Annotated in this window: 13 protein-coding genes; 12 read left to right on the plus strand and 1 reads right to left on the minus strand. The window is 63.6% G+C overall.

What is annotated here, in order from left to right:
- Positions 1-85: 85 nt before the first annotated feature.
- Positions 86-2,080, plus strand: a complete 1,995-nt coding sequence (paaZ, locus tag KUL25_RS18540; RefSeq protein ID WP_257894248.1) for a phenylacetic acid degradation bifunctional protein PaaZ — start codon at positions 86-88, stop codon at positions 2,078-2,080.
- Positions 2,077-2,850, plus strand: coding sequence for a hypothetical protein (locus KUL25_RS18545; RefSeq protein ID WP_257894249.1), 774 nt, complete (start codon positions 2,077-2,079; stop codon positions 2,848-2,850). Before paaZ ends, KUL25_RS18545 begins: the two co-directional genes overlap by 4 nt.
- Here the strand turns inward: KUL25_RS18545 and KUL25_RS18550 are convergent.
- Positions 2,835-3,311: a MarR family winged helix-turn-helix transcriptional regulator gene (locus KUL25_RS18550; RefSeq protein ID WP_257894250.1), complete on the minus strand. Its 477-nt coding sequence runs from the start codon at positions 3,309-3,311 to the stop codon at positions 2,835-2,837. The genes KUL25_RS18545 and KUL25_RS18550 overlap by 16 nt on opposite strands.
- A 270-nt stretch (positions 3,312-3,581) precedes the next feature.
- Here KUL25_RS18550 and KUL25_RS18555 point away from each other — a divergent pair, with 270 nt between their 5' ends.
- The 10 genes from KUL25_RS18555 to KUL25_RS18600 all read left to right on the plus strand — a co-directional run bounded on the left by KUL25_RS18555 (position 3,582) and on the right by KUL25_RS18600 (position 14,164).
- Positions 3,582-4,616 carry a TRAP transporter substrate-binding protein gene (locus KUL25_RS18555; RefSeq protein WP_257894251.1) on the plus strand — a complete coding sequence of 345 codons (1,035 nt, stop codon included), beginning with the start codon at positions 3,582-3,584 and terminating at the stop codon, positions 4,614-4,616.
- A gap of 70 nt (positions 4,617-4,686) precedes the next feature.
- A complete protein-coding gene (locus KUL25_RS18560) occupies positions 4,687-5,271 on the plus strand; it encodes a TRAP transporter small permease (protein WP_257894252.1) in 585 nt (194 codons plus the stop codon).
- A complete protein-coding gene (locus tag KUL25_RS18565) occupies positions 5,268-6,869 on the plus strand; it encodes a TRAP transporter large permease (RefSeq protein WP_257894253.1) in 1,602 nt (533 codons plus the stop codon). Before KUL25_RS18560 ends, KUL25_RS18565 begins: the two co-directional genes overlap by 4 nt.
- A gap of 96 nt (positions 6,870-6,965) precedes the next feature.
- The gene (locus tag KUL25_RS18570) at positions 6,966-7,730 is read left to right on the plus strand and encodes an SDR family NAD(P)-dependent oxidoreductase (protein WP_257894254.1); all 765 of its coding nucleotides are present in this window, start codon (positions 6,966-6,968) and stop codon (positions 7,728-7,730) included.
- Positions 7,727-8,479, plus strand: a complete 753-nt coding sequence (locus KUL25_RS18575; RefSeq protein ID WP_257894255.1) for a crotonase/enoyl-CoA hydratase family protein — start codon at positions 7,727-7,729, stop codon at positions 8,477-8,479. Before KUL25_RS18570 ends, KUL25_RS18575 begins: the two co-directional genes overlap by 4 nt.
- Positions 8,476-8,967 carry a MarR family winged helix-turn-helix transcriptional regulator gene (locus KUL25_RS18580; protein WP_257894256.1) on the plus strand — a complete coding sequence of 164 codons (492 nt, stop codon included), beginning with the start codon at positions 8,476-8,478 and terminating at the stop codon, positions 8,965-8,967. The genes KUL25_RS18575 and KUL25_RS18580 overlap by 4 nt, the downstream gene beginning before the upstream one ends.
- A complete protein-coding gene (locus tag KUL25_RS18585) occupies positions 8,945-10,657 on the plus strand; it encodes a feruloyl-CoA synthase (protein ID WP_257894257.1) in 1,713 nt (570 codons plus the stop codon). The genes KUL25_RS18580 and KUL25_RS18585 overlap by 23 nt, the downstream gene beginning before the upstream one ends.
- A complete protein-coding gene (locus KUL25_RS18590; RefSeq protein WP_257894258.1) occupies positions 10,657-11,838 on the plus strand; it encodes a thiolase family protein in 1,182 nt (393 codons plus the stop codon). Before KUL25_RS18585 ends, KUL25_RS18590 begins: the two co-directional genes overlap by 1 nt.
- Positions 11,839-11,886: 48 nt before the next feature.
- A complete protein-coding gene (locus KUL25_RS18595; RefSeq protein WP_257894259.1) occupies positions 11,887-13,398 on the plus strand; it encodes a benzoate-CoA ligase family protein in 1,512 nt (503 codons plus the stop codon).
- Entirely contained in the window at positions 13,391-14,164 is a 774-nt protein-coding gene (locus tag KUL25_RS18600; RefSeq protein ID WP_257894260.1) for an alpha/beta fold hydrolase, read from the plus strand. The genes KUL25_RS18595 and KUL25_RS18600 overlap by 8 nt, the downstream gene beginning before the upstream one ends.
- Positions 14,165-14,174 lie beyond the last annotated feature (10 nt).

Raw genomic sequence — 14,174 nt, forward strand, 5'->3', positions numbered from 1 at the left:
CGCATGTGATGCCTCCCAACATCGGTGTTGCGCGATCCTTACCGATACCGCAAAGTGTTACAAGATTTTTCGGGAGGGGAAGATCATGCAACATGTCAGCAGCTTCGCAAAAGGCCTATGGGTGCCCGCTGGTGCAGGCGCACGAGAAGTGGCCGATGCCGCGACCGGGCAGGTCATCGCCTTGGCGGGAAATGAAAATCTCGATGTGGAAGGCATGATCGGCTACGCGCGGGAGGTTGGCGGGCCTGCCTTGCGGGCAATGGATTTCCACGACCGGGCGCGGATGTTGAAGGCGCTGGCGCTGCATCTGAATGCGAACAAACAGGCGCTCTATGACCTGTCGTTCACCACCGGGGCGACCCAGGCGGACCACGGGTTTGACGTGGACGGGGGCATCGGGACGCTGTTCGTTTTCGCATCCAAGGGGCGCCGAGAGATGCCCGAGGGGCATGTGCTGCTTGATGGCGGGTTCGAAAGCCTCGGACGCACCGGTGCCTTCGGGGGGCAGCATATCTATACACCGCGGCTGGGCGTGGCGCTGCACATCAATGCCTTCAATTTCCCGGTCTGGGGCATGTTGGAAAAGATCGCCCCCGCGCTACTGGCGGGGGTGGCAAGCATCGTGAAACCGGCGACGGCCACGTGCCATGTGACGGAGCTATGCGTGCGGCTCATGCTGGACGCGGGCGTGTTGCCGGATGGCGCATTGCAGTTGATCTGCGGCGGGGTGGGCGATGGGTTGAGCCATTTGGGGCCGCAGGATGCGGTGACGTTCACCGGCTCTGCCGCGACGGCGGAGGTGGTGCAGAACGCCTTGCCAAGGGGCGTGCCGTTCACGGCAGAGCAGGATTCGCTGAATGCCTCGATCATGGGAACGGATGTGACGGCAGAAAGCCCGGAGTTCGACCTGATGGTGAAAGAAGTGGTCCGCGAGATGACCACCAAGGCGGGCCAAAAGTGCACCGCCATCCGGCGGGTGTTGGTGCCGCAACCCCTCCTCCAACCGCTCATTGAGCGGCTGTCCTCGCAGTTGTCGGGGCTGGTGGTGGGCGACCCACGGGACAAGGCCACACGGATGGGGCCTGTCGTCTCGGCGTCGCAAAGGGATGACGTGTTGGAGAAGGCCGCGCTGATTGGCACCGAAGCGGAATGCGTGTTCGAAGGAGAGCACGGGATGGACCGTGGCGCCTTCTTCTCTCCCAAGCTATTCCACTGTGCGGACCCGGATGGGGCAGAGGCCGTGCACGGGACAGAGGCCTTTGGACCAGTGTCGACGGTGATGGGTTATCGCGATCTGGGCCATGCGGTTGCATTGGCCAACAAAGGGCAAGGGTCGCTGGTGGCATCGCTTTTCACCCACGATAGCGACGTCGCGCGAGACGTCGCGCTGGGGATCGGCGCGTGGCACGGGCGGGTCTATATCAATGACCGTGACACGGGTCGCGAGGCCACGGGCCACGGCGCGCCGATGCCGCATTTGACTCATGGCGGGCCGGGACGGGCTGGCGGTGGGGAAGAGCTGGGGGGCATCCGGGCGGTGAAGCATTACATGCACCGGGTGGCGGTACAGGGCTCGCCTTCCATGATCTCGGCCGTAACGGGGCGTTGGGTGCCGGGGGCGTCCAAGGTTGAGGCCAAGCCGCATCCGTTCACGCTGAAATTCGGTGATCTGGCCTTGGGGCGGACGTTGCGGACCGAGGCCCGCACGATCACGCTGGAGGATGTGGAGACCTTTGCGCGCTTCACCGGCGACACATTTTACGCCCATATGGACGAGGACGCCGCCAAGCGGAATCCGTTCTTTCCGGGGCGCGTGGCGCACGGCTACCTGATCCTGTCGTTTGCGGCGGGGCTGTTTGTGGAACCGGCGGAGGGCCCTGTCTTGGCGAATACGGGCCTTGATAACCTGCGGTTCCTGAAGCCTGTCGTGCCTGGCGATAGCATCACAGTTGACCTGACGGTGATGGACCGGAAGTCTCGGAATGAAGACTACGGCGAGGTGCGATGGCACGCGGCGGTGTCTAATCAGGATGGTGAGGCCGTTGCAGAATACGAATTGCTTACGATGGTGGCCAAGTGAGCGACCCTGTCCGCCAATTGGCCGAGGCCCTGGAGGCGCAAGCGCCATTGAAGCTGTGGTCGGTTCTGGTGTCATGCCTTGGGGACGTGAGCCAGGAGCAAGCGGTCGAGGTTTCGGGCATCGCGCTGTCGGCCCTGGTGGAGCGCGTCGGATTGCAGCCGCAAGCGATGCGGGTGGCGTTGCACCGGTTGAAGCGGGATGGCTGGGTGGAAAGCCGCCGCGACGGACGGGTGGGATTTCACCGCCTCTCGGCGTCGGCGCTTGCGCAGACATGGCGCGTGGCGGGGCGGATTTATGGCCCGGCGGCGGGCTCGGGCGGGTGGCATCTGGTGGGGATGCCACCGGACATGCCGGATGGGTTGACGGTGCTGCCCGACAGCGTCTCGGCTGTTGCGATCTCGCGCAGTTTTGCGCTGGCGTTCGGGCCGGTGGAGGACATGCCGAAGGCTTGGCTGGTGACGGCACCGGGCCCGAGGGGCCTGCCGGGATGGGTGCGCGATGTGGTGGCAGAGGCGGGATGCGAACGCGAGTTCTTGGCGCTGGAGGCAGCGGTCGCCGCGATCGGGGCCTTGCCCGACGACCCGCTGGATCGCTTGGCGCTGCGGGTGCTGGTGTTGCACGGCTGGCGGCGGTTGATCCTACGGTCGAACCCTGCGGCGGAGATGGCCTTGGGTGAGACACGGGCCGAGATTGCCTGCCGCGCGACGGTACACGGGATATTGGAGAGCCTTGGACCGACAACGCAGGAATGGCTTCAGGTGGCGTCGTGAGCGGGCTTCGAGACCAATGGCGCGCGGGCGCTTGCATTGCCCGCCTCGGCCACCTTGGCGGCGAGGCGAATGAACTCGGTACGCTCGGACTCGGTCAGGCCGGGCAAGATGTCGGGCTGGATGTCACGGACGTAGGGAAGCAGGTGCTGGAACAGGGCGGCCCCTTCGTCTGTAAGAGCCAAGACTTTGGCGCGGCGATCTTTTTCGTTCTGATGGCGGGTGACAAGGCCCTTGGCCTCCAACCTCTCGACCACGCCGCCAATCGTCGGGCGGTCATGGGCAATCATCCCCGCCAGTGTCGCCTGATCGATGCCCGGGGCGCGCGCCAGAACCGCCAGCGTCGCAAACTGCGGCGCGGTCAGGTCGTGACCCAGCGCGCGCATTCGGTCCGAGAAGACCGAAATCGAGATTTGTTGCAAACGCCGTATCAGATGACCCGGCATCGTGTAGATTTCACTCATGGAAGTGATTCTATCGGGTCCTCTGGCAGCACGGCAAGCGCGACAATGATAAGTGCGCTTTCTTTTGTTCAGGAAGAACGAGATTTGTTCGGAAGTAACGGGCGTACTGCGAGGGACTCGAGCAGAAATCGAGTAAAATTGGTGACATGATATAACTATTATGCTCCATATCTATTTAGCGCGCAGTTGAGTCAGGGAGGTTTGGCTGCGCAAGTTTCGGGAACCAGGCGGACAAACCGTCACCGAAGAACCAATGGGAGGAAGATCAACATGACGAAGAAAACCCTTATGACGGCGCTTGGCACCGTTGCGGTGGGGGCCATGGTGGCCTCTGGCGCGATGGCCCAGGAGGTCACATTGCGCCTGCACCAGTTCTTGCCGGCGCAGGCCAACGTGCCGTCGCTGGTGCTGGACGTGTGGGCCGATCAGGTCGAAGAGGCCTCGGGCGGTCGTATCGAGATCGAGCGCTACCCCTCGATGCAGTTGGGAGGCTCCCCGCCTGAATTGATGGACCAGGCAATCGACGGCGTGGCCGATATCGTCTGGACCGTGGTCGGCTATACGCCGGGCCGCTTCCCGTCGACCGAGGTGTTTGAACTGCCGTTCATGGTTGCAGACGCGCGCGCCGCGTCCTGCGCTTATTGGACGATGTACGAGGAAAGCATGCAGGAGGAGTTCTCCTCCGTGCACCTGCTTGGCACCTGGGTCCACGGCCCCGGTATGTTCCACACGGCTGATCCGGTCGAGGTCCCATCCGACCTTGAGGGCATGCAGATCCGGGGCGGCTCTCGCCTTGTGAACCAATTGTTGGAACTGACGGGGGCGACGCCCGTGGGTATGCCGGTGCCGGCGGTGTCCGAGGCCCTGTCGCGCGGTACGATTGATGGCACCACGATCCCGTGGGAAGTCACCGCCGCGCTGCGCGTGTCGGAGCTGGTCGAGAACCACACCGAATTCGAAGGTCCCGCACTGTACAACCTGACCTTCGTGCTGGCGATGAACAACGAGGCCTATGAGGCCATGCCGGAAGATCTCCAGCAAATCCTCGACGAGAATTCCGGTCTCGAATTCTCGATCTTCGCGGGTGGCACACAATCGGACGCGGATGGTCCGGCACGGGAAATCGCGGTGGAGTTGGGCAACAACATCATCACCATTGACCAGGAAACGGCCGAGTCGACCTGGATGCCCATCGTCGAGCCGATCTATGCCAGCTGGATCGCTGATCTGGCCGGCAACGGTATGGACGGCCAGGCGCTGATTGACCGCGCGCGTGAGCTGATGTCGGGCGATTGCGCCCAGTAAGGGCTGATCAACGGGGCCGTGGCAAAGCATCTGCTGCGGCCCTTTGACTTGCAGCGCCCGGGGAGGGGTCATGCACCGCGCATTTACGTATCTGTCTCGTGTCATGGCGATCCTGGGGGGGGCCATGCTGTCGATCGTCATTGGCTTGACGGTCTATGGCGTCTTGATGCGGATGCTGGACCGATTGTTTCATTGGATGGTCGATGCGCAGATCCTCGCGGGTCTGGGGCAATGGATGATCGATGCGGGCGTCGGCCCGCTTCTTGGCACCTTTGAGTTGATCGAGGCAGGCATCGGTTTCGTCGTTTTCGCGTTCCTGCCGATCTGCCAGATCACCGGTGGCCATGCGACCGTGGACATCTTCACCTCGGCCATGTCGGAAGGCACCAACCGGGTGTTGCGCGCCGTGACAGAGGTGATCTTCGCCGCCGTCCTGATCCTGATCGCGGTGCAGCTTTACGGCGGTATGATGACGAAATTCAACTCGGGACAGACGACGTTGGAGCTGCAGCTTCCGGTCTGGTATTCCTACGCGATTGGCTTGGTGGGGGCCGCGTTGGCGGCTATCGTGTCAAGCTATCTGGCGATCGTACGGGTGATCGAGACGATCACCAAGCGCACGATCCTGCCCGCTGAATTAGGGGCAGAGCATTGAGCGACCAACTGATCGGGATCCTGTCGTTCCCGCTTTTGCTGACGATGATCTTCCTGCGGGTGCCGATTGGCTTGTCGATGTTCGTGACTGGCCTGATCGGATTGGTCCTTGTGACCGACGGCACACAAGTGCCCTTCGGCCGGTTGAAGTCTGAGACGTTCACGACGTTCTCAAGCTATTCGCTATCCATCATCCCGATGTTCCTGCTGATGGGGCATTTCGCGACCTTGGGCGGTATGTCCCAGGCGCTTTTCAAAGCGGCTGAGGGCTGGTTGGGCCACCGCAAGGGCGGCGTGGCGATGGCGGCCGTGGGGGCCTGCGCGGGGTTCGGGGCGATCTGCGGCTCGTCGCTGGCCACCGCCGCCACCATGGGCCGTGTGGCCCTACCCGAGATGCGGCGCTACGGTTATGACGGCGGATTTTCCACGGCGGTTCTGGCCGCGGGTGGCACGCTGGGCATCCTGATCCCGCCCTCCATCGTGCTGGTGATCTATGCGATCCTGGTCGAGCAGAACATCGCCAAACTGTTCCTCGCAGCCTTCATCCCCGGCGTCATCGCGGCCCTGGGATATGTTCTGGCGATTTCAATCTATGTGCGCCTGTTTCCCGAGAGGGGCGGCATCATGCCGAGGGTTCCCTACGCCGAGCGCTTCGCATCCATGGTCAAGATCTGGCCGGTGTTGGTGGTGTTCGGTGCCGTTGTCGGTGGCATTTACGCGGGCTGGTTCACGCCCACCGAAGGGGCTGCGGTAGGGGCGTTGGGCACCGGATTGATCGCCTGGTTCAACGGCGGGCTGACGCGCGTGACATTGGTGGAGTCGTTCACTGTCACCGCGCGCGCCACGGCGATGATCTTTTTCATCATTCTTGGCGCGGCGTTCTACAACGGCTTCCTTGCGCTGACACAGGTGCCCCAAGGCATCGCGGAATGGGTCGGGAGCAGCGGTTTCAGCCCCTACACGATCCTGATCATGATCTTGGTTTTCTATCTGATCCTTGGTTGCTTCATGGACAGCCTGTCGATGATCCTGTTGACGATCCCGATCTTCTGGCCGGTGATGCAGGGTCTCGATTTCGGCTTTGTCTCGATGGTCGACCTGCATGGCGCACGCGCGATGGAAGCGCTGCTGGCGGTGCCGGAGATGACCGCGCAGGGCATAGAGGGCCTTCTGGCAAGCTATCGTGACGGGGTGGATCTGACGCTGGCCCAGACCGTGCAGTTCGACGCCATCCGCGTACATTTCGATGCCGATATCGTGGCGCTTGACGGGGCGTTCCAGGCGCTCGCTGCGGGCGAAGAACTGACCCGAGACCAGATCCGCGCATTGGAATTGCGCCGGGTGAACGCGGGCGCGCTGAACCGGATCAACACCGAGTTGATCGCGATCTGGTTCGGCATCCTCGTGCTGATCGTTGTGGAAGTCGGCCTGATCACGCCGCCTGTGGGCATGAACCTGTTCATTATCAACGCGATGGATCGGACCACGAAGATGACGGCCACCTACAAGGCGGTGCTGTTCTTCGTCGCCTCGGACCTGCTGCGGGTGGTGCTGTTGGTGGCCTTCCCAGTGATCACGTTGATGTTTATCACGTGGTGATAATGATTATATGGTATAATGATTTTGTAGAATCGGTTTGAATCAACCGGCGCGCGTCTCGCCGACGGCGGAGACAGCGTACGGAGGGAGGACGTCATGCAGCTTGAAGGACAGGTGGCGATTGTCACCGGCGGTGCCAGCGGACTGGGAGAGGCCACGGCGCGGTATCTGGCGGAACGGGGCTGTGATGTGGCGGTGCTCGACTTCAACGGGGACCGTGCCCGCGAGGTCGCGGCAGAGATCGGCGGCTACTCTCAACAATGCGACGTCACTGACGCCGAGCATGCGGCGACGGCAGTGACCAGCGTCATGGCGCGTTTCGGGCAAGCGGCGCGGATCTGCGTGAATTGCGCGGGTGTTGGCCTTGCCGCGCGGATCGTGGGGCGCGAGGGGAAGACCTCACTCGATACGTTCCGCAAGGTGATCGAGGTTAATCTGTTCGGTACCTACAACGTGATGACCTATGCCGTGCAGGCGATGATGGACCTGCCGCCGCTGGACACGGGCGAGCGGGGCGTCGTGGTGAACACGGCCAGCGCGGCCTATCAGGACGGGCAGGTGGGGCAATCGGCTTATGCGGCGTCGAAGGGGGCGATTGCGTCGATGTGTTTGCCTTTGGCGCGAGAATTGGCGCGGCCCGGCATTCGGGTCAACGCCATCGCGCCGGGGTTGTTCAACACGCCGATGATGGAGAGCCTGCCTGACGAAACAACAGCGGCTATCGTGGCCAATGTGCCGTTCCCTGCGCGCCTCGGACATCCAGCGGAGTTTGGGCAATTGGTCGCCAGCATAGCGGAAAACCCCTACCTGAACGGCGAAGTCATCCGGTTGGACGGCGCAACAAGGTTGCCGCCGAAATGAGCCTTGATATTGCCATCGACGGTCGCGTGGCGACCCTGACCCTGAACCGTCCAGACAAGCGCAATGCGATGAATGACGCATTGATCGCGGAGTTGTCCGGGTTTTGCGACGCCCCGCCCGAAGGCGTGCGGGTGATCATCCTGACGGGGGCGGGCGGGCATTTCTGCGCCGGCCTCGATCTGGCGGAGCAGGTGGAACGTGACCCGGCGGAAGGCATGGCTCATTCGCGTGGCTGGCATCGGGCGCTGGAGCGGGTGCAATTCGGCGGGCTTCCCATCGTGACGGCGATGGGCGGTGCGGTGATCGGCGGCGGGCTGGAGGTGGCCTCGTCCTGCCATGTGCGCGTCGCGGGGCCGGACGTGAAGTTCCAACTGCCCGAAGGCAAGCGCGGCTTCTTTGTGGGGGGGGGGGCGACGGTGCGCGTGGGCAAGATCATCGGGCCGGATCGGCTGACCGAGATGATGCTAACCGGTCGTTCCTACGGTGCCGAGGAGGGTCTGACACTTGGCCTGTGTCACTACGTGGCCGAGGATCCGCTGGCGAAGGCGAGAGAACTGGCGGAACAGATCGCCAGCAACGCCCGAATGTCGAATTACTTCGCCATTCACGGGGTCGCCAGGATCAACGCGATGGCACCGGAGGAGGGCTTTTTCACCGAGGCGCTGTGCACGGCCATGGCCCAGACCTCGCCCGACGCGAAGGAGGGGTTTCGTGCGTTCCTTGAAAAGCGCGCACCTGATTTCGGATGAAAGAGCGTGATGCGGAACTGCGCGCGTTGGTGGGCTACGGCGTGAAGCGCGCAAACTCGGCGCTTGTGGGCGGGGTAGCGCAGCTTCTGGGGCGCTTCGATCTGCGGCGCACGACGTTTTCGGCGCTGTCGGTGATCGCGAACAACGCGGGCATTCGGCAGTCGGATCTGGCGGAGGTGCTGGCGATCGAACGGCCCAACCTGGTGCAGATCCTCGATGAAGTGCAGCGCGCAGGGTGGATCGCACGGGCGCGCGACGGGGCGGACCGGCGCGTGTATCGGCTGACGGTGACAGCGGCCGGGCTGGCGCGGCTAACCGAGGCGGGGGACGCGCTGCGGACCTATGATGCGCGGCTGACGCGGGGGATGTCGGCGCAGGAGCGCACGGCATTGATCGCGGCGCTGCGGCGGGTGGAGGAAAACGGCCTCCACGCATTGGACGAAGAGGCTTGGGAGGGCCCGGACGTTGGGGAAATATCAACCACATGACGTGATCCGGGAGGACCGGAACGACGGTGCCATCGTGCTGCGTGCCCGGCCCGACCTGGGCCCCGTGGCAGAGCGTGTGACCGATTGGTTGGAGCATTGGGCCGAGGCCACGCCGGAGGCGGTGTTTCTGGCGGAACGCTCTGGCGAGGGATGGCGCGAGGTCAGCTATGCCGAAGCCCGCGACACGGCGCGCGCGATTGCGGTGGGCCTGGCAGATATGGGGTTGGGGCCGGGACGCCCGGTCATGGTGATCAGCGGCAACTCGGTTGCGCATGGATTATTGGCCTTGGCGTGCTTTTACGTGGGCGCACCGGTGGTGCCGGTGGCCGAGCAATATGCGGCGATCCCCGCTGCGCGGGCGCAGTTGGATCATATCGCGTCCCTCATCCAGCCTGCGGCTGTCTTCGCAGAGGATGGCGCCGTCCTGGCGGACGTGATGTCGCGCGCGGCGCTGCGCGCGGCGACGCCGCTGACGGGGCAGAGCCTGCACGAATTGGCGCGGGTTGGCGGCACGATAGAGGCAGACGTCGGGCCGGACACGGTCGCGAAGATCCTGATGACCAGCGGCAGCACCTCGGCGCCGAAGGGGGTGATGACCACGCACCGGATGATGTGCGTCAACCAGGCGCAGATCTCTGCGTGCCTGCCGTTCGTGCGAGAGCGTCCTCCGGTTCTGGTGGATTGGCTGCCGTGGAACCACGTCTTTGGCGGCTCGCACAATTTCAATCTGGTGCTCGCAAATGGCGGCGCGCTTTACATTGATGGCGGCAAGCCGGCGCCTGCGCTGGTGGGCAAGACGATCGAGAACAACCGCCTGAAACAGGGCACGATCAGCTTCAACGTCCCGGTCGGATTTGCGGCGCTACGCGACGCGATGCTGGCGGACAAGGGCTTTGCGCAGGCGTTTTTCCAAGATCTCGATATGTTGTTCTACGCGGGCGCGAGCCTGCCGCAGGACGTGTGGGCGGATCTGGAAAAGATGGCGCTAGAGGTGCGGGGGGAAATGCCGCTGTTCACCTCTAGCTGGGGCCTGACGGAGACGGCCCCTGCTGCTTTGCTGCAGCACGCGCCCACGGATCGCTCTGGCGTCGTTGGGGTGCCTTTGCCCGGTGTCCACGTGAAGCTGATCCCGGTGGAGGACCGTTATGAGGTGCGGGTAAAGGGCCCATCGATCTTCAAGGGATACCTGGGAGATGCCGACAAGACGGCGGAGGCCTTTGATGCGGAAGGGTACTTCCGCACCGGGGACGCGATGGCCTTCGTGGACCCGGCTGACATGAACCTGGGCCTGAAGTTCGATGGGCGGATCGGAGAGGACTTCAAGCTGATGACGGGCACCTGGGTGCGCGCAGCGGCGCTGCGGTTGGAGGTGCTCAACGTGCTGAAAGGCGTGGCGCAAGATGTGGTGCTGGTGGGCGAAGGGCACAGCGAATTGGGCGCTTTGATTGTGCCTTTGCCAGGCCGTGAGGGTGCCGCCGAGGTCGCCGCGCAACGATTGGGCACGCTACAAGGCGGCTCGGCCGCGCGGGTGGCACGGGTCGTGGTGATGGCGGAACCCCCAAGCCTTGCGGACGGAGAAATCACCGCGAAGGGGAATTTGAATTTCGCGCGGATCAAGTCCCGTCGTGCGGATCTGGTCGAGCGGCTCTACGCAGGTGGCGAGGGCGTGTATCTGGTAGGAGAAACCTGATGGCATTCATTCCATACGGCGCCTATTGGGCGACGCCGTTTGCACGCTGGCAGGGCACGTTGGCGCATCTCAACTCGGTCGAGTTCGCGGCCCATGTGGGCCGCGGGGAACTGGCTCGGATCGGGATTGCGGCAGAAAGCTTCGATTTTGCGGCCTTTGGGCAGACGGTGATCCAGAAGGGCAGTTTCTTTGGCGGCCCATGGTTCACTGCGATGTTGGGCGCTGAAGGGCTGGCCGCGCCGATGGTATCGCAAGCCTGCGCCACGGGCGCGCGGCTGATCGCGACGGCGGTGGGAGAGATCGCGCAAGGCGCTCAGCAGGCTTTGATCGTGTCGGGGGACCGATGCTCGAACGGGCCGCACGTGTATTTTCCGGCGCCCTCCGCGCCCGGTGGTACGGGGCAGAAAGAAGATGTCGTGATGGATAACTTCGGTCATGATCCATGGGCGTGCAACGGGATGATCCAGACCGGAGAGAACGTAGCAGCGCGCGAGGGGATCGAGACATCCGAGCAGCATGACCTCGTGGCGTGCAGGCGTGCGCAATATGACGACGCGCTGGCGGACGACCGGGCGTTTCAGCGGCGGTATATGCCGGTGCTGGAAGTGCCGGATGCGCGGTTCCGCAAGACGGTTGCGACGCTGGAGACTGACGAGGGTGTGGAGCCGCTGGACGCCGAGAAGCTGGCGCGCCTGAAGCCGGTGGTGCCGGGGGGAACGATCACTTTTGCAGGGCAGACACATCCCGCCGATGGCAATGCCGGGATGGTGGTGGTTGCCGACCGCTCGCGGGCTAAGGAGATTTCCGATGGACCGGTGGTAGAGGTGCTGGCCGTGAGGCAGGCGCGTGAGGAAAAGGGCTTCATGCCCGCCGCGCCGATCAAGGCTGCCGCCGTGGCGCTAAAGCGGGCGGGCATCGGGATCGAGGGGGTCGACGCGATCAAGTCGCATAACCCGTTTGCCGTGAATGACATTGCGTTTGCGCGTGCCTTCGGGCTCGATTGGCGGGGCATGAACAACTTTGGGTCTTCGCTGATCTGGGGGCATCCGCAGGGGCCGACGGGCCTGCGCGCGATGATTGAACTTATAGAAGAATTGGCCGTGCGCGGCGGTGGCGTAGGCCTGTTTCAGGGTTGCGCGGCAGGGGACTCGGCGATGGCCGTCGTGCTCAGGGTTGCCTAGCGCTCGGGTAGGGACGCCGTGGGGCATGGAAGATCTGGGAGGAGAGACATGGGAAACGCAGCGGAGTATTTCGTGGATCGGCATATCGCCGAGGGGCGCAGCGACAAGGCTGCGTTTGTCGAGGCCGATGGCAAGCAGCGCACGCTGACGTATGGGCTGCTACATGAGGAAGCGGGGCGTTTCGCCGGCGCACTAGGGCGGCACGGGGTGCGGCGCGAAGAGCGGATCGCGATGATCGTGCGCGATCAGATCGAATGGCCGGTGGTCTTTTGGGGTGCGATGAAGATGGGCGCGATCCCAGTGCCGCTGAACACGCTTTTGTCAGCAGATGTCTATGAAACCATTCTGAACGACAGCCGGGCGTCCATTCTGGTCGTCAGTGAAGAGATGTGGGAGATCGTGGAGCCTGCCACGCGCGACAACCGGTTCTTGCGCGTGATCCTTGTGATCGGAGACGCGCCAGAGGGGACGGAAAGCTACCGGGTGTTCACCGACGGCGCACCGGTCGAGGAAACGGTAGAGGCCCACGAGGATGAACTGGCGTTTTGGCTTTATTCATCTGGCTCGACCGGGCAGCCCAAGGGGGTGCGCCATGTGCATGGGGCCCTGAAGGCGACCTGCGACACCTTTGGTGATCAGGTCCTGGGCATTCGCGAGGATGACGTGGTCTATTCGGTCGCCAAGATGTTCTTCGCCTACGGGCTGGGGAACGCGGTGTCGTTTCCGCAGTCGGTGGGCGCCACGACGGTGCTTTTCGGCGGTCGGCCCACGCCAGCCGCGGTCTATGACATCATGGCGCGGCTTGAGCCAAGCATCCTCTGCGCCGTGCCGACGCTGTTTGCGGCGATGGTGCAGGCGGCGGATGGCACACCGCAACATACGCTCCGACTTTGCACGTCGGCGGGGGAGGCCTTGCCAAGAGACGTGGGCGAGGGGTGGGAACGGCTGACGGGGGTTGAGATCGTGGACGGTGTCGGCTCGACCGAGATGCTGCACATCTTCCTGTCGAATCGACCAGGCGCGTGCCTTTACGGCACGAGCGGAGAGGCGGTGCCGGGCTATGATCTTCGGCTGGTGGACGAACATGACGAGGAAGTCGCTGATGGAGAGGTCGGAGAGTTGCTGGTGCGCGGTCCGTCCTCGGCAGAGGGGTATTGGAACCGGCGCGCGAAATCTCAGTCCACGTTCGAGGGGTTCTGGACGCGGACCGGCGACAAGTACGAGCGCCATGACGGGCGCTACACCTACTGCGGACGCACGGACGACATGTTCAAGGTTTCGGGCATCTGGGTGTCGCCGTTCGAAGTGGAAAGCGCGCTGATCGACCATCCCAGTGTCTTGGAGGCAGCAGTGGTGGCGAGGGCCGATGACGCGGGATTGGACAAGCCGGCGGCCTTCGTGGTGCTTAAAGAGGGTGCTGACCCGCCGGAAGCGGACGCCCTGAAAGAGTTCGTGAAAGACAAGATCGGGATGTGGAAGTACCCGCGCTGGGTGGAGGTCGTTGACGATCTGCCGAAGACCGCCACGGGCAAGATCCAGCGGTTCAAGCTGCGTGCCTGACTGGTCGGCAGGCGCGGTCGAGGCGGGCGGCAAGCGGCTGGAATATCGCTGTTGGGGCGCGCTGCCGCGCGATGGGCGCACGATTGTGCTGCTTCATGAAGGATTGGGCTGTGTGGCGCTGTGGAAAGGGTTTCCGGAGGCGCTGCACCGGGCCACGGGGCTGCCTGTGATGGCCTATTCGAGGGCGGGGTATGGGTTTTCTGACCCGGATGATCTCCCGCGTCCGCTGGATTGGATGACGCAAGAGGCGGGGGTATTGGCAGAGGTCGTGGCCGCCTTCGGCCTGACACACCCGGTCTTGGTGGGGCATTCGGACGGGGCCACGATTGCCGCGATCGCGGCGGGAACGCTTTTGCGTGAGGATGTTTTCGGCGCTGTTTTGATTGCGCCGCATTTTTTCACCGAAGAGATGGGACTGACCGAGATTGCGCGGGCGAATGCGGGGTTCGATGCCTCGGGTTTGGCGCAGCGGATGGGCAAATATCATCGCGATCCGGTAGCGACGTTTCGCGGTTGGGCGGATGCCTGGCTTTCGCCGGATTTCAAGGATTGGAACGTAGAGGCCGCGCTGGACGGAATCACGGCACCGACCTTGGTGATCCAAGGGCGCGATGACCAATACGGGACGCTGGCGCAGGTTGAGGCCGCGCAGAAGCGTGCCGGGGCCGAGGCGCTGATTCTGGAGGGATGCCGCCATGTGCCGCATTTGGAGCAGCCAGGGGCAGTTCTGGGTCGGGTCGTAGAATTTGTGCATAATATCGCATAAATCAACCAAT

This window comes from Gymnodinialimonas phycosphaerae, assembly GCF_019195455.1.
GTDB lineage: Bacteria > Pseudomonadota > Alphaproteobacteria > Rhodobacterales > Rhodobacteraceae > Gymnodinialimonas > Gymnodinialimonas phycosphaerae.